The organism is Pseudoxanthomonas sp. PXM01, from assembly GCF_014851815.1.
Classification (GTDB): domain Bacteria; phylum Pseudomonadota; class Gammaproteobacteria; order Xanthomonadales; family Xanthomonadaceae; genus Pseudoxanthomonas_A.
Genome location: NZ_JACVAJ010000001.1, coordinates 215,633 through 237,396, shown reverse-complemented (window position 1 = coordinate 237,396; position 21,764 = coordinate 215,633). Strand labels below are relative to the sequence as shown.

23 protein-coding genes and 1 tRNA gene are annotated in these 21,764 nt (G+C 66.1%); 14 read left to right on the top strand and 10 right to left on the bottom strand.

Annotated features, from left to right (window positions below):
• Nucleotides 1-275: 275 nt before the first annotated feature.
• Nucleotides 276-1,193, top strand: a complete 918-nt coding sequence (locus tag IB230_RS01065; RefSeq protein ID WP_192267895.1) for a hypothetical protein — start codon at nucleotides 276-278, stop codon at nucleotides 1,191-1,193.
• Between the two features lie 221 nt (nucleotides 1,194-1,414).
• Here the strand turns inward: IB230_RS01065 and IB230_RS01060 are convergent.
• Together IB230_RS01060 and IB230_RS01055 are read right to left on the bottom strand one after the other, a co-directional pair.
• Nucleotides 1,415-1,504: transfer RNA gene (locus IB230_RS01060), tRNA-Ser, on the bottom strand.
• 113 nt (nucleotides 1,505-1,617) lie between these two features.
• Entirely contained in the window at nucleotides 1,618-2,625 is a 1,008-nt protein-coding gene (locus IB230_RS01055) for a LysR family transcriptional regulator (RefSeq protein ID WP_192267893.1), read from the bottom strand.
• Nucleotides 2,626-2,741: 116 nt separating this feature from the next.
• Between IB230_RS01055 and IB230_RS01050 the strand changes: the two genes are divergently transcribed.
• Nucleotides 2,742-3,320 carry an NAD(P)H-dependent oxidoreductase gene (locus IB230_RS01050; protein WP_192267891.1) on the top strand — a complete coding sequence of 193 codons (579 nt, stop codon included), beginning with the start codon at nucleotides 2,742-2,744 and terminating at the stop codon, nucleotides 3,318-3,320.
• 307 nt (nucleotides 3,321-3,627) lie between these two features.
• On the opposite strand, the gene serS is transcribed toward IB230_RS01050, so the two are convergent.
• Nucleotides 3,628-4,908 carry a serine--tRNA ligase gene (gene serS, locus IB230_RS01045; RefSeq protein ID WP_192267889.1) on the bottom strand — a complete coding sequence of 427 codons (1,281 nt, stop codon included), beginning with the start codon at nucleotides 4,906-4,908 and terminating at the stop codon, nucleotides 3,628-3,630.
• Between the two features lie 111 nt (nucleotides 4,909-5,019).
• Between serS and IB230_RS01040 the strand changes: the two genes are divergently transcribed.
• The 3 genes from IB230_RS01040 (at nucleotide 5,020) to IB230_RS01030 (ending at nucleotide 6,771) form a co-directional block, all read left to right on the top strand.
• Nucleotides 5,020-5,667, top strand: coding sequence for an energy transducer TonB (locus tag IB230_RS01040; protein WP_192267887.1), 648 nt, complete (start codon nucleotides 5,020-5,022; stop codon nucleotides 5,665-5,667).
• 10 nt (nucleotides 5,668-5,677) lie between these two features.
• Complete coding sequence (locus IB230_RS01035; protein WP_192267886.1) at nucleotides 5,678-6,052, top strand: hypothetical protein; 375 nt, start codon at nucleotides 5,678-5,680, stop codon at nucleotides 6,050-6,052.
• A gap of 152 nt (nucleotides 6,053-6,204) precedes the next feature.
• Nucleotides 6,205-6,771 carry an energy transducer TonB gene (locus IB230_RS01030; protein ID WP_192267884.1) on the top strand — a complete coding sequence of 189 codons (567 nt, stop codon included), beginning with the start codon at nucleotides 6,205-6,207 and terminating at the stop codon, nucleotides 6,769-6,771.
• A gap of 173 nt (nucleotides 6,772-6,944) precedes the next feature.
• On the opposite strand, the gene aroA is transcribed toward IB230_RS01030, so the two are convergent.
• From aroA to serC, 3 genes are all read right to left on the bottom strand, one after another.
• On the bottom strand, nucleotides 6,945-8,255 hold the full coding sequence (aroA, locus tag IB230_RS01025) for a 3-phosphoshikimate 1-carboxyvinyltransferase (protein WP_192267882.1): 1,311 nt from the start codon (nucleotides 8,253-8,255) through the stop codon (nucleotides 6,945-6,947).
• 157 nt (nucleotides 8,256-8,412) lie between these two features.
• Entirely contained in the window at nucleotides 8,413-9,564 is a 1,152-nt protein-coding gene (pheA, locus tag IB230_RS01020; protein WP_192267880.1) for a prephenate dehydratase, read from the bottom strand.
• Between the two features lie 114 nt (nucleotides 9,565-9,678).
• Nucleotides 9,679-10,767: a phosphoserine transaminase gene (serC, locus tag IB230_RS01015; protein WP_192267878.1), complete on the bottom strand. Its 1,089-nt coding sequence runs from the start codon at nucleotides 10,765-10,767 to the stop codon at nucleotides 9,679-9,681.
• A 169-nt stretch (nucleotides 10,768-10,936) separates the two neighbouring features.
• Between serC and msrP the strand changes: the two genes are divergently transcribed.
• Both msrP and msrQ read left to right on the top strand, forming a co-directional pair.
• Nucleotides 10,937-11,905 carry a protein-methionine-sulfoxide reductase catalytic subunit MsrP gene (gene msrP, locus IB230_RS01010; protein WP_192267876.1) on the top strand — a complete coding sequence of 323 codons (969 nt, stop codon included), beginning with the start codon at nucleotides 10,937-10,939 and terminating at the stop codon, nucleotides 11,903-11,905.
• Between the two features lie 9 nt (nucleotides 11,906-11,914).
• Nucleotides 11,915-12,544 (top strand): protein-methionine-sulfoxide reductase heme-binding subunit MsrQ, encoded by a 630-nt coding sequence (msrQ, locus tag IB230_RS01005; RefSeq protein ID WP_192267874.1) that lies wholly within the window; start codon nucleotides 11,915-11,917, stop codon nucleotides 12,542-12,544.
• On the opposite strand, the gene IB230_RS01000 is transcribed toward msrQ, so the two are convergent.
• Nucleotides 12,513-13,316: an FHA domain-containing protein gene (locus IB230_RS01000; protein WP_192267872.1), complete on the bottom strand. Its 804-nt coding sequence runs from the start codon at nucleotides 13,314-13,316 to the stop codon at nucleotides 12,513-12,515. The two genes, msrQ and IB230_RS01000, sit on opposite strands and share 32 nt — an antisense overlap.
• Nucleotides 13,317-13,415: 99 nt before the next feature.
• Here IB230_RS01000 and IB230_RS00995 point away from each other — a divergent pair, with 99 nt between their 5' ends.
• Nucleotides 13,416-13,691 carry a polyhydroxyalkanoic acid system family protein gene (locus IB230_RS00995; RefSeq protein WP_062358489.1) on the top strand — a complete coding sequence of 92 codons (276 nt, stop codon included), beginning with the start codon at nucleotides 13,416-13,418 and terminating at the stop codon, nucleotides 13,689-13,691.
• Here the strand turns inward: IB230_RS00995 and IB230_RS00990 are convergent.
• Nucleotides 13,688-14,404 carry a hypothetical protein gene (locus IB230_RS00990; protein WP_192267870.1) on the bottom strand — a complete coding sequence of 239 codons (717 nt, stop codon included), beginning with the start codon at nucleotides 14,402-14,404 and terminating at the stop codon, nucleotides 13,688-13,690. The genes IB230_RS00995 and IB230_RS00990 overlap by 4 nt on opposite strands.
• A gap of 87 nt (nucleotides 14,405-14,491) precedes the next feature.
• Here IB230_RS00990 and IB230_RS00985 point away from each other — a divergent pair, with 87 nt between their 5' ends.
• The 4 genes from IB230_RS00985 (at nucleotide 14,492) to IB230_RS00970 (ending at nucleotide 18,085) form a co-directional block, all read left to right on the top strand.
• A complete protein-coding gene (locus IB230_RS00985) occupies nucleotides 14,492-15,736 on the top strand; it encodes a patatin-like phospholipase family protein (protein ID WP_192267868.1) in 1,245 nt (414 codons plus the stop codon).
• 93 nt (nucleotides 15,737-15,829) lie between these two features.
• Entirely contained in the window at nucleotides 15,830-16,393 is a 564-nt protein-coding gene (locus IB230_RS00980; RefSeq protein WP_192267866.1) for a phasin family protein, read from the top strand.
• A gap of 243 nt (nucleotides 16,394-16,636) precedes the next feature.
• Nucleotides 16,637-17,584: a restriction endonuclease gene (locus IB230_RS00975; RefSeq protein ID WP_192267864.1), complete on the top strand. Its 948-nt coding sequence runs from the start codon at nucleotides 16,637-16,639 to the stop codon at nucleotides 17,582-17,584.
• An 84-nt stretch (nucleotides 17,585-17,668) separates the two neighbouring features.
• On the top strand, nucleotides 17,669-18,085 hold the full coding sequence (locus IB230_RS00970) for a group II truncated hemoglobin (RefSeq protein ID WP_192267863.1): 417 nt from the start codon (nucleotides 17,669-17,671) through the stop codon (nucleotides 18,083-18,085).
• A 19-nt stretch (nucleotides 18,086-18,104) separates the two neighbouring features.
• On the opposite strand, the gene IB230_RS00965 is transcribed toward IB230_RS00970, so the two are convergent.
• Together IB230_RS00965 and IB230_RS00960 are read right to left on the bottom strand one after the other, a co-directional pair.
• Entirely contained in the window at nucleotides 18,105-18,728 is a 624-nt protein-coding gene (locus IB230_RS00965; RefSeq protein ID WP_192267861.1) for a hypothetical protein, read from the bottom strand.
• Nucleotides 18,729-18,737: 9 nt separating this feature from the next.
• Nucleotides 18,738-20,726 carry an SDR family oxidoreductase gene (locus IB230_RS00960; RefSeq protein WP_192267859.1) on the bottom strand — a complete coding sequence of 663 codons (1,989 nt, stop codon included), beginning with the start codon at nucleotides 20,724-20,726 and terminating at the stop codon, nucleotides 18,738-18,740.
• 149 nt (nucleotides 20,727-20,875) lie between these two features.
• Between IB230_RS00960 and IB230_RS00955 the strand changes: the two genes are divergently transcribed.
• Together IB230_RS00955 and IB230_RS00950 are read left to right on the top strand one after the other, a co-directional pair.
• Nucleotides 20,876-21,133 carry an acyl-CoA-binding protein gene (locus IB230_RS00955; protein ID WP_192267857.1) on the top strand — a complete coding sequence of 86 codons (258 nt, stop codon included), beginning with the start codon at nucleotides 20,876-20,878 and terminating at the stop codon, nucleotides 21,131-21,133.
• A complete protein-coding gene (locus IB230_RS00950) occupies nucleotides 21,133-21,759 on the top strand; it encodes a TetR/AcrR family transcriptional regulator (protein WP_192267855.1) in 627 nt (208 codons plus the stop codon). The genes IB230_RS00955 and IB230_RS00950 overlap by 1 nt, the downstream gene beginning before the upstream one ends.
• Nucleotides 21,760-21,764 lie beyond the last annotated feature (5 nt).

The following is a 21,764-nucleotide window of genomic DNA, read 5'->3' as shown; positions in this document are numbered from 1 at the left end:
ACCCATCCTACGGGCTATTCGACGTTCCATCGGTTTGTCGGCGACGGAAGGCTAGCGATGGATTGGGGCTGTGCGGAATCTGGTGAGGCCGGCTTCGGGGAGCCGGTTTCATGGGTATCGCTTCGCTCAACCCATCCTACCGGCTAAGCTGCTGCTCTATATTTCTGAGATCGAAGCTTTGCGCCCGATAATGGAAAGGTCATCGCAATCAGCATTTCGCATCCGCGCTTACTTTTAAATATCGTTAAAACTCCAATAATCAATAAGGAGGTTCTGTGGGCCTCATCGATGAAATTGTCAATGCAGCGATGGATAAAGACACGCCATTGGCCGATTTACTGAGAAAAGTTAAGGTCGCTTCACGCCGCCTTGAGCTACCAGACATTGAACAATGGGTTGGCTACGAGCTTAACGGGTATCCGAACGATGTAGACCTCCCTGCGTATCGCGAAGTTGTAGGCAGGCTGCAGGCCAAAGATTGGGACGGCAGTTGGAAGCCTGTTTTCTTTCAGAATCCAGAAATCTCATCTCTAGCGGACCGAACTGCTTTTCGCCAGTCAGTGCGTGAACTCGAAGAAGGAATATCGGACGCCCGCGACGGATTCATCATGATGAGTGTTCCTCCCGGGAAGCGACAAGCAATTTGCGAAGCAATCGGTAGCGACACAGAAATTGCTATCCAGCTACCCAGGTCAGCGCTTTTGCGACCACTTGAAGCAACTAGAAATCGAGTGCTTGATTGGGCACTCGAGCTTGAAGGGCGAGGCGTGAAGGGAGATGGACTTACTTTTACACGCAAAGAGGTGACGCAGGCTGCGCAAAGCAACGTGATCATCACTACGAACAACATAGGAACAATGAGTCACTCTCAGATCCAGCAGCACTCCGGTGGCCGACAAAATCAAGAGAACGAAATCGACCTTGATGCATTGAAGTCACTAATGCAGTTAATTTTGGCGCGAGCAGGGGAATTGGATAAGAGCTCTGAGAAAATCGCAGCAGCTGATGCAAAAACCATACTTACTCAGATTGAGTCCGGCTCACCCAAGCGAAGCATCTTGCGAGACTCGTTGTCTTCACTTCGGACAGTGCTCGAAAGTGCTACGGGAAGCGCTATAGCCGCAGACCTCCTACCGAAGCTCTATCCACTCCTCACGCCCTTAGGTATCTTTTTGGGAGTGCCGCTAGGTTAATTGCTATCTCAAAAGACTGCCGATAAAGCTTACCGAAGGTGCTCTTCACTTACCCCAATCGTCATCGATTTCTCGCTTTCAGAAGTATGTCCGCTTGATTGCACTCTCTAGCCAGTAGGATGGGTTGAGCGCAGCGATACCCATCATCGCTGACGATCCGGCACATGGAAACGATGGGTATCGCTACGCTCCACCCATCCTACGTTTCATGGTTATCGAAGTGGCGGAGAGAGTGGGATTCGAACCCACGGTAGGCTTACACCTACGGCAGTTTTCAAGACTGCTGCCTTAAACCGCTCGGCCATCTCTCCGTTTTCTGGAACTGCCCGCGACGCCGTCGCGGTGCCTCGCCGCCCTACCCCGGCAGCGCGCCCGGCCCGTTGCAGGCCGTGGCGCATTTTCGCACGAACCCCGCCGCCGTGGCTTACGAGGCCTTCTTCACCTTGGCGGCCTTGGTGTTGTCGATGGCCATCGCGATGGCCTTCTCCTTCTCCTCCGCACACTTGCCACCGCAATCCAGCCGCGACGACTCGATCTGCTGCGGCAGATGCTCGGCCAGGAAATCGATGAACACCCGCACCGCCGGCAACAGGCCCCGGCGCGACGCGAACACCGCGTGGCAGATGCCCTGCGGCAGGCTCCATTCCGGCAGCACTACTTCCAGCTCGCCCTTGCGCACGGCTTCCGCGCACACTGTCTCCGGCAGCAGCGTGATGCCGTAACCGTCCTTCGCCATCGACTGCAGCAACGGGAAATCGAAGCCGGCCAGGCGCGGATTCAGTTCGATCCGGCGCACCTCGCCGTTCGGGCCGTGCAGTTCCCAGCGCTGGCGAGCCTCGTCTTCGCTGATGCTCAGCGTGACGTGCTCGGCCAGGTCTTCCGGCACCTTCGGGCGACCGGCGCGGTTGAGGTACTTCGGGCTGGCGACCAGCAGTTCCTGGATCTGGCCGAAGCTGCGCATCACCAGGCTGCCGTCGTCGTCGAGCTTGGCGCGCACGCGCAGCGCCACGTCGTAGCCCTCATTGATGATGTCGACCCGGCGGTTGTTGACGTGCAGCTGCAGCCGCACCTTCGGGTACTTGTCGAGGAAGGCCGGCAGGATCTTCGGCAACTGCATCTGCGCCACCGCCACCGGCACGCTGACACGCACGACGCCGCGCGGTTCCGCACTGAGGCGGTCGACCACTTCGCGCGCGGCCTGCGCTTCGGCCAGCATCGTCTGCGCATGGCGGTGCACGCTGGTGCCGACGTCGGTCACCGCGAAGCGGCGCGTCGAGCGCTGCAGCAGGCGCACGCCCAGGTCGGTTTCCAGCTGGCTGATGCGCCGGCTCAGTCGGGACTTGGGAATGCCCAGGGCACGCTCGGCCGCGGCGAAGCCGCCGTGGTCCACCACCATGGCGAAGTAATAGAGGTCGTTGAGGTCGTGCTGCATGACTATAATTCCGCCTTTAGAACAATCAGTGACGTTAGACCACGTTTATCCCATTAATGCAACGACCTACAGTGATCTCCAAGGCGGCACTGGCCGCATCCGACTGGAGAACCACCGTGAAACTATTGCACATCGACAGCAGCGCGCTGGCCGCCAACTCCGTCAGCCGACAACTGACCGCCGCCATCGTAGCCCGTTGGCAGGACAGCGTGCCCGGGCTGGAGGTCACCTACCGCGACCTCGACGCCGACCCGCTGGCCCACCTGACCAATGCCGTACTGGGTGGGGGCGATGCCGCCGCCGCACAAGCCAGCGAGGCCGCCATGCAGCAATTCCTGGCCGCCGACGTCATCGTGCTGGGCGTGCCCCGCTACAACTTCGGCGTGCCGTCCACGCTGAAAGCCTGGATCGACCGCGTGGCCGTGGCCGGCCGCACCTTCAAGTACACCGAGAACGGCCCGGTGGGCCTGGTCGGCGGCAAGAAGGTCATCGTGGCCGAGGCCAGTGGCGGCGAATACGCCGGCACCGCGATCGACTTCGTGGCGCCGTACATCAAGCAGGTCTTCGCCTTCCTCGGCATCACCGACGTCGAGTTCATCCGCGCCGAGCGCGTGGCCTACTCGCCCGAGCACAAGGCGCAGGCCATCGAAGCCGCGCTGGCCAGCATTCCCACCCCGCTGCGCCAGGCCGCCTGAGTTACCAAGTACCCGCAACTCCTCTCCGTTCGGCCCGCGCAAGCGGGCCGTTTTCTTTCTGGTGAGTAGAAGGCGGGTTCACTCCCCTCTCCCTGCACAGCGGGGAGAGGGTGCCGAAGGCGGGTGAGGGGCGAGCGGAGGCGGCATGCCGGCGGCTCGCGGTGACATTCGACGTTCGATCAGCAACGGGCTGCGAGACGGAGGCTTCTGCACGAAGAGCTGCCCCTCATCCGCCCTTCGGGCACCTTCTCCCCGCTTGCGGGGAAAAGGAATGTTTGCCGCCTTCCCCGTGTGCGGGGAGAAGGACTCAGGCGATCTGCTCGGCGCCGCCCATGTACGGGCGCAGCGCCTCGGGCACGGTGATCGAGCCGTCGGCGTTCTGGTAGTTCTCCATCACCGCGATCAGCGCCCGGCCGACGGCGGTGCCGGAGCCGTTGAGCGTGTGCACGGGCTCGGGCTTGCCGGTGGCGGGATTGCGCCAGCGGGCCTGCATGCGGCGGGCCTGGAAGTCCTCGCAGTTCGAGCACGAGGAGATTTCGCGGTACATGGCCTGCGACGGCAGCCAGACTTCCAGGTCGTAGGTCTTGGTGGCCGAGAACCCCATGTCGCCCGTGCACAGCAGCATGCGGCGATACGGCAGGCCCAGCTTTTCCAGCACGATTTCCGCGCTGCGCGTCATGCGCTCGTGTTCGTCGTAGCTTTCTTCCGGGCGCGCGATGGAGACCAGTTCGACCTTCTCGAACTGGTGCTGGCGAATCATGCCGCGCACGTCGCGGCCACCGCTGCCGGCTTCCGAGCGGAAGCACATCGAGTGCGCCGTCATGCGCAGCGGCAGGCGGGCGTCGTCGAGGATCTCGTCGCGGACGATGTTGGTCAGCGGCACTTCCGAGGTCGGGATCAGGTAGCGCTTGTGCTCGCCCAGCTGGGTGGAAAACAGGTCTTCCTCGAACTTCGGCAGCTGGCCGGTGCCGCGCATCGAGTCGGCGTTGACGATCACCGGCACGCTGGTTTCTTCGTAGCCGTGCTCGTTCGTGTGCAGGTCGAGCATGAACTGCGCTAGCGCCCGGTGCAGGCGCGCCAGCTGGCCGCGCAGCACGGTGAAGCGCGCGCCGGACAGCTTGGCGGCGGTGTCGGCATCGAGCCAGCCGTGGCGGGCGCCGAGCTCCACATGGTCCTTGACGTCGAACTCGAAGCTGCGCGGCGTGCCCCAGCGGTGCTGCTCGACGTTGCCGGCCTCATCGCTGCCGACCGGCACGCTGGCGTGCGGCAGGTTGGGGATGCCCAGCGCGATAGCTTCGATCTCGCTGCGGATCTCGTCCAGCTTCACTTCCGAGGCCTTCAGCTCATCGCCGAAGCCAGCCACTTCCGCCATCAGCGCGGCCACGTCCTCGCCCTTGGCCTTGGCCTGGCCGATGGCCTTGGAGCGGGTGTTGCGCAGGTTCTGCAGCTCCTCGGTGCGCTTCTGGATATGCTTGCGCGAGGCTTCCAGGTCGGCGATGCGGGACACGCCCAGGTCGAAACCGCGGGTCTCCTTGAGGCGCTGGGCGAGTTCGGCGGGTTGGGTGCGGAGCAGGACGGGATCGAGCATGGAAACAGCTGTCTGGCGTGGGAAGCCGGCATTATCGCCCATCTGCGACCGCCTGCCCGCGCGGTTAACCGCGGCTGTGCAAGAATCGGCGCGTCTTTTCCGGTGACTCCCATGTCGGCCCAGCAACCGCACGACCCGCACTTCACCTTCCGCCTGCCCCGCACTGCCCTGCGCAACGCCGGCATCGCCTTCGGCATCGGCCTGCTGCTGTTCGTGATCGTCTGGTGGGCCGGCCGCGACGACGGCTTCTATACCCCGGAGGCCACCACGCCGGGCAAGCCGCTGCCGATCGAAGTGCTGCCGGAGCCGCTGGCCAACGGCGCCGGCGCCAGCGGCATGGAAGAGCCGGCACCGCGGCCGGCCGCGGAAGAGCGTCCGCAGTTGGTGGAAGAAGCGCCGATGCCGGCCCCGGTCTCCGAGACCCCGCTGCCGGCCACGCCCAGCGACGCTACGGCCCCGGCCGCGCCGGTCGCCCTCGCACCCGGCGAGGTGCCGGTACCGATTCCCGGCCAGACCCCGGCCCCGGAGTATCCGTCGTCGGCGATGCGCAACGGCGACCAGGGCACGGTCATGGTCCGCGTCGAAGTGGGCGCCGATGGCATCCCGACCTCGGTCGAGGTCGCCGAGCGCAGCGGCTCGCGCGATCTGGATCGCGCCGCACTCACCGCGGTGCGCCAGTGGCGCTTCCAGCCGGCGCAGCGCGATGGGCAGCCGGTGCCGGGTGCGGTGACGGTGCCAATCGATTTCAAGATGCGGTGATGCCTTCAGCGTGCATCGTGACAACCTGCGCGAGATCGCGGACGAACTGAGGCGATTGAGGGCGATCAGCCCTACTGGGAAAGCAGACCTGAAATTCTGGTACGCGACCACCGTGCCCGCATTCAATGCGTGGATGCATGAACGTTTCCCGGATGTGCGTCTTCCGAAGGTCGTGATGTTCTACCTGCATGATGCAGACGTCCGTGTCCGCGACGCCGGATACCGGACGACGCAGGAAGAGGCCATCGACGCTCTGATAGACGGACTGGAGAAAGGCAGACTCCTAGAGGCGGATACACATTCTGGGTGCGCGTTGCCATTGGGAAAGTTGGGCGCTGGTGCGCTCTTGGTGCTGGTGGCGCTGTGGTGGCTGCTGTCGCGTTGATCTGCACGCGATCTGCACGCACATGAACGTCGGTTCGAATACCTGAACTCAATCCCGCTCGCTTCATCGCCCAATCACGCATCGCAAACATCGTCGCGCAAAGACTCGGCACCGTTCCAACGCGGAACCCACAACGCGAAACGGAGGTTCACATGTCGATGCCCACCAACAACGAATACCGCGCCACCGATACGATCGAAGACACCACGGTCGAACCGCGCCGCACCACCTCGCCCGTCCTGCTGCTGTTGCTCGCCTTCGCGGTGACCGCCGGCGGCCTGATCTGGTGGAGCCAGTCGCGTGCGCCTACCGGCGCCTCGGTCGCGACCGTGCCTGGCAACGTGATCGACGATCCGGCCGCCACCACGCCTGCCAACGAGCGTGCGACGGCCAGCGCCGAGAAGGCGCGCGCCGAGCGTGCCGCCGCCAACCGCCCGGCCCCGATCAGCCGCGATGCCCGCCCGCTGGCCGGCAACGCCGAGCCGAAGTATCCCGCTTCGATGCTGCGTGCCGGCGTCGGCGGCACCGTCGTGGTGCTGGCCGAGGTGGATGCGCAGGGCAATCCGGTCAACGTCAGCGTGGTCGAGCGCAGCGGCGCGCGTGACCTCGACCGTGCGGCCCTGAGCGCCGTGAAGCAGTGGCGCTTCGAGCCGGCCATGCGCAACGGCAAGGCCATCGCGACCAGCGTGAAGGTCCCGGTCGACTTCAAGCCGATCTAACGCGTCACGCACCACCGACGAGGAAGGGAAAGGGGGCGCGGGCAGGCGCCCCCTTTTCTGTATGCATCAAATCCGGTTGGACAGAATCTTGCCTGTGGGAGCGACGTAAGTCGCGAAGACTTACCGGGAAAGCTTCATCGCGACTTACGTCGCTCCCACAGAAAGCAACAGCGCTACGCCTTGCGCAGCGCGAACCCCGCGCCCGTCGCCAGCCCATCGTAGTTCGGGAACGACGTCGCCACGTTCGCCACATCGCCCACGCGCACCTCGCCCTTCGCGAGCTGGCCCGCGATCGAGAACGCCATCGCGATGCGGTGGTCGCCGTGGCTGTCCACCGCCCCACCCTGCAGCTCGCCGGGGAAGATCGTGGCGCCATCCGGCGTTTCGTCCACGCGCAGGCCCAGCGTGCGCAGGCCGTTGGCCATGGCGGCGAGACGATCGGATTCCTTCACCCGCAGCTCGGCCGCGCCACTCACGACCGTCGGTCCTTCCGCCGCGGCCGCCGCAACGAACAGCGCCGGGAACTCGTCGATCATGTCCGGCACCAGCGCCTCGGGCACGGCGATGCCACGCAGCGGTGCGTAACGCACCACCAGATCGGCGACCGGCTCGCCGCCATGCTCGCTGGCGTTCTCTTCGGTGATGTCGGCGCCCATCAGGCGCAGCGCCTGCAGCAGGCCGGTGCGGCGCGGGTTGAGGCCGACGGCACGCAGCCGCAGCTCCGAGCCGGGAATGATGCTGGCCGCGACCAGAAAAAAGGCCGCCGACGAGAAGTCCGCCGGCACCGCGATGTCGGTGGCCTTCAGGCGCTGGCCACCACGCAGGCGCGCGAAGCCGGGCGAGAAGTCGATATCCACGCCGAACGCCTTCAGCATGCGCTCGGTGTAGTCGCGGGTCGGATGCGGCTCGCGCACGACGGTCTCGCCGTTGGCGTACAGGCCGGCGAGCAGTACGGCCGACTTCACCTGCGCACTGGCCACTTCCAGCGTGTAGTCGATCCCCGTCAGCGATTGGCCGCCGTGGATGCGCAGCGGCGGCAGGCCGCCTTCGTCGGTATCGATGCGCGCGCCCATGGTCGACAGCGGACCGGTGACGCGGCGCATCGGACGCTTGGACAGCGACGCATCGCCGACCAGCACGCTGTCGAAGCGCTGCGCGGCCAGCAGGCCGGCGAGCAGGCGCATGCCGGTGCCGGCGTTGCCGCAGTCCAGCTCACCGTCGGCGGCCTTCAGTCCATCCACGCCGACGCCATGCACGATGCGCTGCGACGGTGACGGCGTTTCGATGCGCACGCCCAGCCGCGAGAAGATCGCCGCGGTGGCGCGGGTGTCCTCGCCTTCGAGGAAGCCATCGATCGTCGACGTGCCGTCCGCCAGCGCAGCGAACATCACGGCGCGATGCGAGACCGACTTGTCGCCGGGGATGTCGAGGGTGCCGCGCAGCGGTTGGCCGGCGGAGGCGATCCAGTCTTGTGTCATGGCCATTCAATCTCTCGGGTTCTGCTCCCTCCTCCGCTTGCGGGGGAGGGCTGGGGTGGGGGCAAGCCGACCTTGAAGGGAAATGGACGACTGCGTACCCGGACTCCGGACGCTGCCCCCATCCCAGCCTTCCCCCGCAAGCGGGGGAAGGAGCGCATGCGGATCAGGGCACGGCGACCGGGTACGACCCCAGCACCTTGATCTGCGCGGAATGCTGCTTCAGTTCGGCCAGCGCCTGCTTCATCGCCTCGTCGTCGATGTGGCCGGCCAGGTCGATGAAGAAGCCGTACTCCCACTTGGCGTGGTGCGAAGGCCGCGACTCGATGCGGTTCATGCTGATCCCGTGGCGCGCGAACGGGCTGAGCACGTCGAACAGCGCGCCGGGCTTGTCGTGGATGAAGACCAGCACGGAGGTGCGGTCGTGGCCGGACGGCGGGAAGATGCTGCGGCCGATCACCAGGAAGCGCGTGGTGTTGTCCTTGTCGTCCTGGATCGGGCTCATGACGACCTTCTTCAGGCCATACACGTGCGCCGCGCTCTCGCCACCGATGGCGGCCGCGTCGTCGTTGCCGCGCGCGCGGCGCGCGCCCTCGGCATTGCTGGAGACCGGCACTTTCTCGACCTTCGGCAGGTTGGCGCGCAGCCAGCCGGCGGTCTGCGCGAACGACTGCGGGTGCGCGTAGATGCGCTCGATGTCGTCGATGCGGCCGGTGCGCGACATCAGGAACTGGTGCACGCGCAGCTCGACTTCGCCGCAGATCTTCAGGTCCGAGGTCAGGAACATGTCCAGCGTGATCTGGATGGTGCCCTGCCCCGAATTCTCCACCGGCACCACGCCGAAGTCGGCGGCGCCACTGGCGACTTCCTGGAACACTTCTTCGATGCTGGCCAGCGGCAAGCCGTGCGCGGAACGGCCGAAATGCTTGAGCACGGCCTGCTGGCTGAAGGTGCCTTCCGGACCCAGGTAGCCGATCTTCAGCGGCTCCTGCTGGGCCAGGCAGGCCGACATGATTTCGCGGAAGACATGCACCAGCACTTCGTCGCTGAGCGGGCCTTCGTTGCGGTCCACCACCATGCGCAGCACCTGCGCTTCGCGCTCGGGGCGGTAATAGTCGACTGCGGCGGCGAGCTTGCCCTTGGCCTTGCCGACCTGGTGGGCGAAGACGGCGCGCTCGGCGATCAGCGACTGGATCTGGCGGTCGATGCCATCGATCTTGGCGCGCACGTCGGACAGCGCCGGTGCGGGGGTGGCGTCGGCTTTCTTGGCCTTCACGGGAGCAGCGGTTTTCTTGGGCTTGGTGGGTTTGGAGGCCATGGGGTTTTCCGTAGTCCGGTCGCATCCCTGTGGGAGCGACGTAAGTCGCGAAGGTTTATCGGGAACGCTTCATCGCGACTTACGTCGCTCCCACATCGAAATGGTGCGACTGACTCATCCGTTGCGTTGCTGGAAATCGCGCATGAAATCGACCAGCGCCTGCGCGCCCTCCACCGGCAGCGCGTTGTAGAGCGAGGCACGGATGCCGCCGACGGCCTTGTGGCCCTTCAGCGCCAACAGGCCGGCCGCCTTGGACTCGGCCACGAAGCGCGCGTTGAGCGTGTCGTCCGGCAGGAAGAAGGGGATATTCATCCGCGAACGCACGGCCGGCGCCACCTCGTTGCGGTAGAAGCCGCCCGACGCATCGATGGCGCCGTAGACCAGCGACGACTTCACCGCATTGCGGCGGGCGAACTCGGCCACGCCGCCCTCGGCCAACATCCACTTGAACACCAGTCCGGCCAGATACCAGTTCCAGGTCGGCGGGGTGTTGAGCATCGAATCGCGTGCGGCGTGCGAGCGGTAGTCGAAGATGTCGGCGCGCGGCTGGCCGCTGCGCTCGAACAGGTCCTTGCGGATGATGACCACCGCCACACCGACGGGACCGAGGTTCTTCTGCGCACCCGCATAGATCACGCCGTACTTCGACACGTCCAGTGGCTCGGAGGCAATCGACGAGCTGAAGTCGGCGAACAGCGGCACGCCACCGACGTCCGGCGTGTCGCCGCGGAACTCCACGCCGTGGATGGTTTCGTTGGCGGTGATGTGAACGTAGGCGGCATCGGGGGTGAGCCGCCAGGTATCGCGTGCCGGGATGTCGTGGAAGCCACCCGCCTCGCCGTCGGCGGCGATGTGGACCGTGCAGTAGGGGCTGGCCTGCTTGATCGCGGTCTTGCCCCAGTGGCCGGTGACGACGTAATCGACCACCTGACCGGGCGCGGCGAAGTTCAGCGCCAGCAGCGCCTGATGGGTGGTCGCACCGCCGGACAGGAACAGCACGGCGTAGTCGTCCGGGATGCCGACCAGGGCGCGCAGGTCGGCTTCGGCCTGCGCGGCCACGGCGATGAAGTCCTGGCTGCGGTGGCTGATTTCCACGATGGACGCGCCGATGCCGTTCCAGTCGAGCATCTCGGCCTGGGCCTGCCGCAGTACCGATTCGGGCAGCGTGGCGGGACCGGCACTGAAGTTGAACGCGCGCGTCATGGGGCACCCGGAAGAATGAATCCCTAGTATGCCGCAGTGCATCAGTTGCAGGGGCAACCAGCCGGGTCGCATCCTTTTTTTCATCGGCTGCGTACTACCCTGCACAGCGCCACCGGTGAACCAATCCAGCACCACCGGGTCGAAGTGCCGCCCCCAGAGGAATACCCCCATGTCCCTGCGCGATGCCCTGCGGATTCCCGCCACCCAGATCACCGACGAGCGCATCTATCTGGAGCGCCGTCGCCTGCTGCAAGCCCTGGCCGCGGCCCCTGCCCTGGCGCTGGCCGGCTGCGCCGAGGCAGAACCGCCGCCGGCGCCGAAGATCACCGTGACGCCCGAGCAGGCGCGTTCGGGATTCCGCACGACCGAAACGCTGACCCGTTTCGAGGACGTCAGCAGCTACAACAACTTCTACGAGTTCGGCACCGGCAAGGCCGACCCTTCCAATGCGCGCAAGACCCTGAAGACCTCACCGTGGTCTGTGGTGGTCGGCGGCGAGTGCGCCAGGCCCGGCAGGATCGCACTGGAAGACCTCGTGAAGGGCCTGACGCCCGAAGAGCGCATCTACCGCCTGCGCTGCGTGGAGGGCTGGTCGATGGTGATCCCGTGGCTGGGCGTGCCGCTGGGCGAGGTGCTGAAGAAATTCCAGCCCACCTCCAAGGCCAAGTACGTCGCCTTCACCACCCTCGCCGACCCCGTGCAAATGCCGGGCGTGCGCTACGGCTCGATCAACTGGCCGTACCGCGAAGGCCTGCGCATCGACGAGGCGATGCATCCGCTGACCCTGCTCGCCACCGGCCTGTACGGAAAGCCGCTGCCCCAGCAGAACGGCGCGCCGCTGCGGCTGGTGGTGCCGTGGAAGTACGGCTTCAAGAGCATCAAGTCGATCGTCGAGATCAAGTTCGTCGAGAAGATGCCCGAGACCGCGTGGCACGACCTGCAACCCTCGGAGTACGGGTTCTTCTCCAACGTCAATCCGAACGTCGACCATCCGCGCTGGAGCCAGAAGACCGAACGCCGCATCGCCGGCACGAAGAGCAGGCTGTTCGTCGACCGCATCCCGACGCGGATGTTCAACGGTTACGGCGACCAGGTGGCCTCGATGTACGCCGGCCTGGACCTGAAGAAGTGGTACTGAGTCCCGCCGGTGCGTAAGGCATCCCACGGCCTGATTGCCGCCAAGGCGGCCGTACATGCGCTCGCCCTGACGCCCGCGGCGATCCTGGCGTGGCAGTTCCTCGATGTGTGGCGCAACGACAGCGATGCGCTGGGTGCGGATCCGGTGGCCGAGATCGAGCACCGGACCGGTCTCTGGGCGCTGCGCCTGCTGATGGTCGCGCTGGCCGTCACGCCCCTGCGGCAACTGACGGGCCAATCGGTCCTGTTGCGCTTCCGCCGCATGCTGGGCCTGTACGCGTTCTTCTACGCGACGCTGCACCTGGGCGTGTACCTGGGCCTGGACCTGCGCGGCTACTGGACGCAGATCTTCGAAGAGATCGTCAAACGTCCCTACATCACCGTGGGTTTCACGGCCTGGCTGTTGCTGGTGCCGTTGGCGATCACTTCGACGCAGGGCTGGATGCGCCGTCTCGGCCGCCGCTGGGGCCAGTTGCACAAGCTGGTCTACGCCATCGGCGTGCTGGCCGTGCTGCACTTCTGGTGGCTGGTGAAGTCCGATATCCGCGAGCCGCTGCTGTACGCGGTCATCCTGGCGGCCCTGCTCGGCTGGCGGGCCTGGAAATCGGTCAGCCGGCGCCGAACAGCAGCAGTGCGCTGAGCGCGCCCGCCATCAGCAGGGCCGCGAGCAGCAGCCAGGGCCAGCGCAGCGCCGAAGAAGCGGGCTTTGCGGGTACCGCATGCTCGGCGGACGCACGGGCGGCATCTTCGACGGCGGCGGGGTCCTCAAGCTTCGCGCTCGGCGCCCACGGAACCTCCAGCACGAAGCGGTGCTGGGCGTCGAAGACGATCTGGTCGCCCGCCACGAGCAGCGCATCGCGCACTGCCACGCCGTTGACCCGCGTGCCTTCGGACGAGCCCAGGTCGCGCAGCAGCACACGCTCACCGCGCAGCTCCAACCGGGCATGCCGCTCCGCGAAGGCAGGATCGTCGATGCGGATGTGTGCGTCACGGGCGCGCCCGACCACGCGCGGTTCTTCCAGCGACACGCTCCTGCCGTGGTACTTGCCGCCCAGGCCGCGCAGCACCACACGCATATCGCCCTGGCCGGCATCGCTGTCACGCAGGTCCGACGCCGATGCGTAACCCGACTGCAGCAGCAACTCCACCCCTTCCACGAAAACCGCGTCCCCGGGACGCAGCACCGCCATGCGCCTGACCGGACGGCCATTGATATGCACGCCGCGCATGCCGTTGGCGACCTGCAGCCACAGGCCGCGCCGATCCACGCAGATCTGCGCGAGCAACGCGCCCTGCAGTGCGTCGCCGACCCCGATCGTGCCGGCCGCCTCGCGCACGATGCGGTGCACGCCGGTAGTCAGCGGACGGTCCGGCGCGGGGCGGTTGCTGAAATGAAGTCGGAGGTTCTGCACGCGACGGGAGCCTAGCAGGTTGGCGCGCGGCCGGCAGCCCCGGCTTGGCATCTCCCTGCGGCGCCGCGCAGAATAGGTTCACGTCACAGGAGTCCGCGCATGGCCAGCATCGATATCCAGCACCCGCATTCCAAAACGCCTGCGCAGGCGCGCAAAGCCATCGAAGGCGTCGCGAAGAAACTGGCCGAGCGCTTCGACATGGAGTACGGCTGGGACGGCGACACCCTGAACTTCAGCCGCTCGGGCGTGGACGGCAAGATCGCGTTGCTGGCCGACAAGCTGCGTGTCACCGCGAGTCTGGGCTTCCTGCTGTCGGCGATGAAGGGCCCGATCGAAGCCGAGATCCGCCGGGTGCTCAGCGAGAAGTTCGACTAATCGCGGAACGGATCCGGGTCGCCCGAGAACAACCGGCGCGACACGGCCCGCTCCGCGCGTTCGATGTCGCGCACAAAGGCCTTGCCGTCGCCCAGCGCCGCGAAGGCGGCGAAACCGCGCTCCAGGAAGCCCTGCAGCTCGCCCAGCCCGGTCGCCTTGGCCGGGCCGCGCGACAGCTTGAGCAGCGTGGCTACGCCCGGGGTCTTCACGGCGCGCGCCAGGCCCACGCCCACCTCCGCGATCAGGTCGATCTGGTGCCGGCGCAGGCGCGACAGGCCCACCTCACGATAAGCCTGGCCATAGAGGTCGGCATCGAGCTTGCGGCGGTTCGGCGCGATCCGGTGCAGCGCCTCGGCCATGCGCATGTCCAGCGCATGCGTGAGCACGCCCAGCTCGATGCCGTGGGCCACGGTCTCCAGCACGGCGCCAGGCAGCAGGCGCTGCATCATCGGCATCACCTTGGCGACGTTGGCATCGCGACCGCTGAAATCGTGGTCCCCGTAGACGTCGGTCAGGAAGAACATGGCCGCTGCCCGCCGCGTCGGGTCGTTGAGGAAGTGCGCGAAGCTGTCCTCCAGCCGCGCGGCCTGCCAGCGCCGTACCTCCGGAAGCCAGCGCAGCCGGTTGCGGGGTTCGCGCGCCGGGTCGTGAGCGGCCTGATGCCAGGCCAGGCGCCTGCCGACGCGTTCGATCAGCGGATTTGCTCGAGCCATGGCGGGGATGATCCGGGCAGGCCGCGGCCGCCGCAACCCGCAGGCCGGTCGGCTACACTCCGGCGGCAAGGTCATCACGGGTAGTACATGCTTTCGATCCACAGCGCGCGGCAACGGGGCCACAACGGCAAGATCGGGCTGGCCATCGCCGGCGGCGGCCCCATCGGCGGCATGTACGAGCTCGGCGCGTTGCGCGCCTTGGACGAAGCGCTGGACGGCCTGGACCTGACCCGGATGGATTGCTATGTGGGCGTCAGCTCCGGCGCCTTCCTGGCCGCCGGACTGGCCAACCGGATGGGCACGGCCGAGATGTGCCGCATCTTCATCACCGGCACCAGCGACGACGCCGAGTTCCGCCCCGAGACCTTCCTGCGCCCCAACGTCGGCGAGTACCTGCGACGGGCGGCCAGCCTGCCCGGCCTGTACGCCGACTGGCTGTCGCGGCTGATGCGCAACCCGCGCCGCGCCACGCGCTGGTCCGACCTGTTCCTGCGCTTCGGCGGGCTGGTGCCGACCGGCATCTTCGACAACGAGGAAGTGGAGCGCTTCCTGCGCGACATCTTCAGCCGGCGTGGCCGCAGCAACGATTTCCGCAGCCTCGACGCCGACCTGTTCGTGGTCGCGGTCGACCTGGACAGCGGCGAGGCGGTGCGCTTCGGCGAGAAAGGCTGGGACGACGTCCCGATCTCGCGCGCCGTACAGGCCAGCTCCGCCCTGCCCGGCCTGTACCCGCCGGTGGAGATCGGCGGTCGCCATTTCCTCGACGGCGCGCTGCGCCGCACGATGCATGCCAGTACCGTGCTGGACCGCGACATCGACCTGATGATCGGCATCAACCCGCTGGTGCCGTTCGACGCCAACCAGGCCGTCCCGCAGGCGGACCAGGCCGAGCAGGTCGGCCTGGCCAGTGGCGGCCTGCCCGCGGTGCTGTCGCAGACACTGCGGACGCTGCTGCAGTCGCGCATGCAGATCGGCATGGAGAAGTACCCGCACCGTTACCCGGACATCGACCAGCTGGTGTTCGAGCCGAACGCGGACGACAGCGAACTGTTCTTCACCAATCTCTTCAGCTTTTCGTCCCGTCATCGCGTCTGCCAGCTCGCCTACCGCAACACGCTGGCCGACCTGCGCAAGCGCGCCGCCGTGCTCAAGCCGATGCTGGCGGCGCATGGCATCCGCTACAACGAGGACATCGTCAACGATCGCCATCGCTCGATCCTGGACGGCCTGGACGTCACCCCGCGCATGACTGAAACCACCGCCCGCCTGCGCCGCGCACTCGACGACGTGGACCAGCTGGTTTCGCGGCACCGGGCGGCACGGCGCTCCTGATCCACTCACGGCCGCGTCACCCGCTGGTGTGAAAACTCTAGACGCGGCGTCGAACCTGCACGCACTCCCGATACCCACCCACGACGGAACGCCATGGCCACGCTGAAGAAATCCGCACGCAAGAAGACCGCTTCCGCTTCCAAGAACGAAGACCTGCAGGCGCAGGCCGAGCAGATGTCCAAGCGCCTCGGCGAGTCCGCCCAGCAGGTCTGGCTGGCCGGTGTCGGCGCTTTCGGGCGCGCCCAGGCCGAGGGCACCAAGCTGTTCGAAACGCTGGTGAAGGAAGGCCTCTCGCTGGAGCACGTCACCCGCAAGGCGGCCGGCGGCAAGGCGCAGGCGATGCGCGATGCCGTCGAGACCACGGTTGGCCAGGCACGCGAACGCGCCTCCGATACATGGGATCGCCTGGAGAAGGTGTTCGAGGAACGCGTGCACCGCGCGCTGCGCCGACTGGAAGTCCCCAGCCGCGAAGATCTGTCCACGCTGATCGACCGCGTCGATGCGCTGAATGCCGAGTTGCGCAAGCTGGGCGGCGTGCCGGCGACGAAGCCGGCCCGTGCCGCGCGTCCGCGCAAGACCGCCAGCGTCAAAAAATCGGCACCGGCCGCGAAGAAAACGCCCGCCAAGCGTGCATCGCGCAAGAAGGCTGCACCATAAGGCGGCACATGATGTTTCGTGCGCATTCCTGAACATTTTTTTGTTGCGCGGCAACATCGAATGACGTAACAATCATTCCGCCCGCCAGTCCATCGAAGTTCGTTTGCTCCCCTCCCCTTACGGCTTCGGACTGGCGGGCGCTTCCACGCCCCGCTGCAGGCGTGGTGCAGGCCCCTCACAGACATGCGCAGGGCCGGCCCGGTAGAATCGCGGGTCAAATAACAACAACGCTGCCCGCGCAACATGTCCATCTGGCTTATCGGCTTGGCCGTCACTCTCGTGAGCGGCGTCACCGCCACCCTCTACTTCTGGCTGGTCCGCCGCCCCCACGACGAAATGTCCTACGGTCTGCACGCGCTGTCCGGGCTGCGCTGGCGCGAGTTCTCCAAACTCGTCCTCGCGGCGATGGCCGAACGGGGCCTGGTGGAAGCGGTCCCCGAGCAACAGGAATCGCGCGAACCGCAATCGACCTTCCTGCTCGCCCGCGGTGAGGAACGCTGGCTGCTGTCCTGCAAGCATGGCTCGGCCTATCGCATTGCCGCTGCCCCGGTGCAGGAACTCGCGGCCAGCATCCGGCTCGGCGCCGCCCAGGGCGGCATCCTGGCCACCGAGGGCAAGGTCGAAAAGGAAGGCCGCGACGCCGCACAGGGCACCAGCATCGAGCTGCTCGACGGCCCCCGCCTGTGGCCCGAAGTCCGCCACCTGGTCGAGCCCGCACTGCTCGACCAGATCACCCACTACGCCTCCAGCCGCGCCAAGCGTCATACCAGCATCTCGTGGCTGGGTGCCGTCACCCTCGGAGCGCTGGCCATGGTTGCCTGGTCCGGCACGCATCCGGCAAGCGATAAAGCAGCCGCGCCACCGGCACCTGCGGCCGTGGTGGCCCCCGAGGTGCCCGCCGCACCGGCTCCGGTGGCCCCGGAAAGCTTTCAGGAGCCGACCGAAGCGGAGCTGGAAGCCCAGATGGCCAGCGTGCTGAAGGCGCTGTCGAAGACCCCGGGCATCACCCGTGGCGTCTGGCAGACGAGACTGACTCTGAGCATCGACCGCGTGGCCAGCGAGAAGGAAGTCTGGCCGTGGATCTGCCTGGAACTGGAGCGTTACCCGGCCCTGCGCGCCAGCCGCGTGCAGCTCAACCCGCCGCCGGGCAGCAGCGAGCCGGTGCGCTGGCGCCAGTGCAAGACGATGTGAGCGCACGCGCGACGCGACGTTCGGTCGCTGTGCGCGTGGCGCGTACCGTCGGATGATCCAGCGATCCTTCCGCAAGTACCCTTGATGACAGACGCTCCGACTCTCTACGACCGCATCGGCGGCGAAGCCGGCCTGCGCCGGATGACGCAGCGCATGTACGCGCTGATGGACGCGCTGCCCGAAGCGGCTGCCGTGCGCGCACAGCACCCCGCATCGCTCGACGGTAGCGAGCAGAAGCTGTTCGAATTCCTTAGCGGCTGGCTGGGCGGACCGCCGCTGTTCACGCAGAAGCACGGTTCGCCGATGCTCCGCGCCCGTCACCTGCCGTTCCGGATCGGCATGGAGGAAGCCAGCGGCTGGCTGGCCTGCTTCCATGGCGCGATGACTGAGACCGTCCAAGACGCGGAACTGCGCGAGGTCATGTGGTCGCGCATCGAACCGCTGGCGCTGCATATGCGCAACCTGCAGGCGGTGCCGTTGCGATGGGCAGAAGGTAGCTGAGTACCGCGTACCCGGCGTCTCAGATGCAAATGCCCATCGGCGCAGCAGGATCACGACCCGGTTCGGCCGACAGCAACTGATAGAAGACCTCGCTCCCGACTTCGACTTTTCTTTCGAAGCCCGCCGAGTAGGCAGCACGTCGCTTGCCATCGACACAGACCATTGTGCCGCCTTCGAAGCAAGGCATTCCGCAATTGAATTCCGATTCGCTTGCCAGGCCAACCAGCCGGCTGGCGGCAGCTTTCAGGTGTTCGACGGTCGCCGCATCCAAGGAGGCCTGGTGTCTGCGGCGGAATGTTCCATCGATGAAGTACCCCGCGTCACCGAGGCCATCGTAGTAGACGCTTCCCTCGTGCGTCCCTTGAATCAGGAGGGCGGTCCGGGACGCACATCCACTGGATACGATCAGTACTTTCAGTTCGCCCTGCGAACACTGGAAGTCCGTCCGTGGTATCAGGGTTGCTACGAGCGCCGCCTCGATGGGCCACGCCGCTTCATTGAACCGCCGTTCGGCCTGCATGTCCCGATCGACCTTTGCGGAGACGCTCAACTCCCGCAGCCACGGCACCGATGCGATCAGGACAAGCAGGATGGCCAGGCTGCCCGCAATGCGTAGAACCGCGCCTGGCCGCGGAGCATTCACCCCAGGCCCCTACCAGTGCACGCCCCGCATCAGCGAGGCGAACGCGATCTGCTCCTGGCTGGGCGCCGCTTCCTTGAGCGCCTTGCGGTCGCCCTTGGCGGCGGCCGAATCCGGGAACAGTTCGAACGCGGTGTTCATCACCACCTCGTAGGCCTTCGGTGCCACCGCATTGACCAGCGCCGCGAAGATACCCAGGCGCGTCGCGATGCGGCTCGGCTTCTCGATGATGGCCTTGACCAGCAGGTCGGCGGCTTCCTCGGGAGACAACGTGGGCACGCTGTCGTACATCTTGGTCGGCGCGATCATCGGGGTCTTCACCAGCGGCATGTTGATGGTGGTGAAGCTGATGCCCTTGCCCGACAGTTCGCCCTGTGCGCAACGGCTGAACGCATCCAGTGCCGCTTTCGATGCCACGTACGCCGAGAAGCGTGGCGAGTTGGCCAGCACACCGATCGAACTGATATTGATGATGTGGCCCTTGCGGCGCTCGGTCATCTTCGGCAGGAAGCCCATGATCAACCGAATGCTGCCGAAGTAGTTCAGCTGCATCGTGCGCTCGAAATCGTGGAAGCGGTCGTAGCTCGCTTCGATGGATCGACGGATCGAGCGGCCGGCGTTGTTGATCAGGATGTCGACGTGACCGTGCTCGTCCAGCACCGTCTTCACCAACCGGTCGCAGTCCGCCATGTCGGCCAGGTCGGCGGTGTAGGCGAAGACCTTGCCACCCGCTTTCTTCATGTCGTCGCGGGCCTTGAACAGTTCTTCCTCGCCACGCGCCACGATGATCGTGGTCGCGCCCGCTTCGGCCACGCGCTGCGCGGTGGACAGGCCGATGCCGGACGACCCGCCGGTGATCACCACGACCTTGTTGCGTACCTTGCCCTTCAGCGAGCGATCGATGAACAGGTCCGGATCGAGGTGGCGCTCCCAGTAGTCCCACAGGCGCCACGCATAGTCGTCCAGGCGCGGCACCGCGATGCCGCTGCCTTTCAGCGCACGCTCGGTCTCGCGGCTGTCGAAGCGCGTCGGGTACGTGATGAACTTCAGTACTTCCTTCGGGATCTGGAAGTCGCGCAGCAGCATGCCGATGAAACGCCGCACCGGCGGCAGGTTGCCCACCGCCATGCGGATGCTGCCGGGCACGAAGGCGAACATGCGCGCGTCGATACGCATCGTCATTTCCGGCGCGTGGCCGGCGCGGCAGAAAGTGTTCAGCACCTCGCCCACGCGCATCGGCTCGGGATCGGTCAGGTGGAAGGTGTGGCCGTCCAGCTTGGGCTTGTGCGCGATGTGGTCCATCGCATCGGCGACGAAGTCCACCGGCACGATGTTGATGCGGCCGCCCTCGATGCCGAGCACCGGTACCCACTGCGGCAGCAGTTCGCGCAGCTTCTTGATCAGGGTGAAGAAGTAGTACGGCCCGTCGATCTTGTCGATCTCGCCGGTCTTCGAATGGCCAACCACCATGCCCGGGCGGTAGATGCGCCACTTGATGCGGGTTTCCTTGCGGACCAGTCCCTCGGACTCATGCTTGGTGCGCAGGTAGGGATCGTCCAGGCCTTCTGCTTCGTCGAACATGTCCTCGCGGAAGATGCCCGGATACAGGCCGGCGGCGGCGATGGAACTGGTGTGGTGGAAGCAGCCCGCCTTCAGCGCGGCGGCCAGGTCGAGCGCGTGCTGGGTCCCGTCGATGTTGGCGGCCTGCTGCGCCTCGCGGGTGGCGGTCAGGTCGTAGATGGCAGCCAGATGGAAGAAATGCTTCACCTTGCCCGTCAGCGTGCGCAGCTGCGCGGGCGTCAGTCCGCACTTGGGTTTGGTCATGTCGCCATGCACCACGGACACGCGCTTCATGTCCCAGCCGGCCTTCTTGGCGATGGCGTCGAACTTCTTCTGCGAGTCCTTGCGGACCAGCACGTGCACGGTCCCGCTGCGCTTGAGGAGGTTGCCGACCAGGTAGCGGCCAATGAATCCCGTGGCGCCCGTGACGAAATAGCTCATGACGACCCAATCCTCGGTGTGTGGGCCAGCCCCTCCGACCGCCCTGCGGGTTAACTTGCCAGAGCCGCCCACGTTCGACAATCCCGTCACGGATTGACCGCCCCCACCGCCCGTGGTCAGATGGCTGCGATCACTGGGAGGGATCATCCATGGCAGATCTGAAGACTTCGTTCGAGCAGGCATCCAAGGACATCCAGACGCTGACCGAGCGCCCGGACAACGACACGCTGCTGCGGCTGTACGGGCTGTACAAGCAGGGATCGGAGGGCGACGTGAAGGGCGACAAGCCCGGTTTCTTCGACTTCGTCGGCACCGCCAAGTACGAAGCATGGGCGAAGCTGAAGGGCACGGCGCAGGAAGACGCGCAGAAGAAGTACGTGGACCTGGTGAAGAAGCTCATCGCGTAGTGGCACGCGACACCCGCCAGCGCATCCTCGACGCCGCCCTGGCGATGTTCAACACGCAGGGCGAGCCGCACGTCACCACCAACCACATCGCCGACGAGCTGGAGATCAGCCCCGGCAACCTGTACTACCACTTCCGCAACAAGGACGACATCATCGAGCAGCTCTTCGCACGGTACGAAGAGCGCATGGATGCCGCCCTGACGCCGCCGACCGACCGGCTGCCGGGGCTGGAGGACATCTGGCTGCAGCTGCACCTGGTGTTCGAATGCATCTGGGACTACCGCTTCCTCTACCGCGACCTGGTCGAGATCCTCAGCCGCAACCGCCGCCTGCGGCTGCGCTTCGCCCGCATCCTCAAACGCGCCGACGACAGTGCGCACGCGGTGATGCGCGGCATGGGTCATGCCGGCGTGATGCGCGCGTCGGCGGCGGAACTCGCCGCCACCGCCACCAACGTACTGGTGATCTCCACCTTTTGGCTGAACTACGCCGCCACGCGTGGCGAGAAGGACGAGCAGGCCGCCATCCGTCAGGGCATCGTGCAGGTGATGATGCTGGTGGCGCCTTTCCTGCGCGACGCCGAGCGCGTCCACCTGAATACGCTGACCCAGGCCTATACGGAATGAGGGGC

What these genes read in the sequence shown, in the direction of transcription:
- IB230_RS00980 (WP_192267866.1), top strand. Translation starts at nt 15,830, where the DNA reads ATGGCCACGCTGAAGAAATCCGCACGCAAGAAGACCGCTTCCGCTTCC.
- IB230_RS01040 (WP_192267887.1), top strand. Translation starts at nt 5,020, where the DNA reads ATGTCGGCCCAGCAACCGCACGACCCGCACTTCACCTTCCGCCTGCCC.
- IB230_RS01055 (WP_192267893.1), bottom strand. Translation starts at nt 2,625, where the DNA reads ATGCAGCACGACCTCAACGACCTCTATTACTTCGCCATGGTGGTGGAC.
- pheA (WP_192267880.1), bottom strand. Translation starts at nt 9,564, where the DNA reads ATGGCCTCCAAACCCACCAAGCCCAAGAAAACCGCTGCTCCCGTGAAG.
- IB230_RS00960 (WP_192267859.1), bottom strand. Translation starts at nt 20,726, where the DNA reads ATGAGCTATTTCGTCACGGGCGCCACGGGATTCATTGGCCGCTACCTG.
- aroA (WP_192267882.1), bottom strand. Translation starts at nt 8,255, where the DNA reads ATGGCCATGACACAAGACTGGATCGCCTCCGCCGGCCAACCGCTGCGC.
- IB230_RS00990 (WP_192267870.1), bottom strand. Translation starts at nt 14,404, where the DNA reads ATGGCTCGAGCAAATCCGCTGATCGAACGCGTCGGCAGGCGCCTGGCC.
- IB230_RS00975 (WP_192267864.1), top strand. Translation starts at nt 16,637, where the DNA reads ATGTCCATCTGGCTTATCGGCTTGGCCGTCACTCTCGTGAGCGGCGTC.
- serC (WP_192267878.1), bottom strand. Translation starts at nt 10,767, where the DNA reads ATGACGCGCGCGTTCAACTTCAGTGCCGGTCCCGCCACGCTGCCCGAA.
- IB230_RS00995 (WP_062358489.1), top strand. Translation starts at nt 13,416, where the DNA reads ATGGCCAGCATCGATATCCAGCACCCGCATTCCAAAACGCCTGCGCAG.
- IB230_RS00955 (WP_192267857.1), top strand. Translation starts at nt 20,876, where the DNA reads ATGGCAGATCTGAAGACTTCGTTCGAGCAGGCATCCAAGGACATCCAG.
- IB230_RS00985 (WP_192267868.1), top strand. Translation starts at nt 14,492, where the DNA reads ATGCTTTCGATCCACAGCGCGCGGCAACGGGGCCACAACGGCAAGATC.
- IB230_RS00970 (WP_192267863.1), top strand. Translation starts at nt 17,669, where the DNA reads ATGACAGACGCTCCGACTCTCTACGACCGCATCGGCGGCGAAGCCGGC.
- msrP (WP_192267876.1), top strand. Translation starts at nt 10,937, where the DNA reads ATGTCCCTGCGCGATGCCCTGCGGATTCCCGCCACCCAGATCACCGAC.
- serS (WP_192267889.1), bottom strand. Translation starts at nt 4,908, where the DNA reads ATGCTCGATCCCGTCCTGCTCCGCACCCAACCCGCCGAACTCGCCCAG.
- IB230_RS01030 (WP_192267884.1), top strand. Translation starts at nt 6,205, where the DNA reads ATGTCGATGCCCACCAACAACGAATACCGCGCCACCGATACGATCGAA.